1 protein-coding gene is annotated in these 614 nt (G+C 72.3%); it reads right to left on the bottom strand.

What is annotated here, in order from left to right:
• Positions 1 to 567 (bottom strand): IS5 family transposase (locus ABD284_RS25715; RefSeq protein WP_344149087.1); only part of this gene is annotated, 567 nt, incomplete at its 3' end.
• Positions 568 to 614 lie beyond the last annotated feature (47 nt).

Below are 614 nucleotides of genomic sequence, written 5' to 3'. Positions count from 1 at the left end.
ATCGGCCCAGATCAGGCCGATGGAGGGGAAGGCCGCGGCCAGGCGCTCCAGCACGCGGCGCCCGCCGGGCCGGTCCTGGACCGAGGCCGAGGTCACCGCGACCACGAGGACCAGCCCGAGGGTGTCGGTGATCAGGTGGCGCTTGCGGCCGGTGGTCCTCTTGCCCGCGTCGAACCCGCGTTCGGCACCGCCTTCGCTGGACTTGATCGACTGGGCGTCCAGGATGGCGGCCGAAGGGTCGCAGGCGCGGCCCTCGGCGATGCGCACCAGCTCGCGCAGCCGGTCGTGGAGGCGGTCCCAGGTGCCGTCGGCCTTCCAGGTGCGGTACCAGCGGTAGGCGGCGTCCCAGGGCAGCAGGTCGCGGGGGATCATCCGCCACTGGCAGCCCGAGCGCAGCACGAACAGGATGGCGTCGAGCACCAGCCGGTCGCCGTAGGTGCGGGGCGCCCCGCCTTTGGCCTGGTCGCGGACGGGCATGAGGGGTTCGATCACCGCCCAGGCGGCGTCGGAGAGGTCGGAGGGGTAGCATCGGGCACCAGCGGCCCCGGAATCGTTGCATTGGCACACACCACGCGATCATTCCGGGGCTGCGTCATGTTCGGGCATCCGGCATG

Origin of the sequence: Streptomonospora arabica (assembly GCF_039531585.1) — a bacterium.
Taxonomy (GTDB): Bacteria; Actinomycetota; Actinomycetes; order Streptosporangiales; family Streptosporangiaceae; genus Streptomonospora; species Streptomonospora halophila.
Note: the sequence above shows the minus strand (reverse complement) of the source record. Positions and strands in the feature narration are given on the sequence as shown.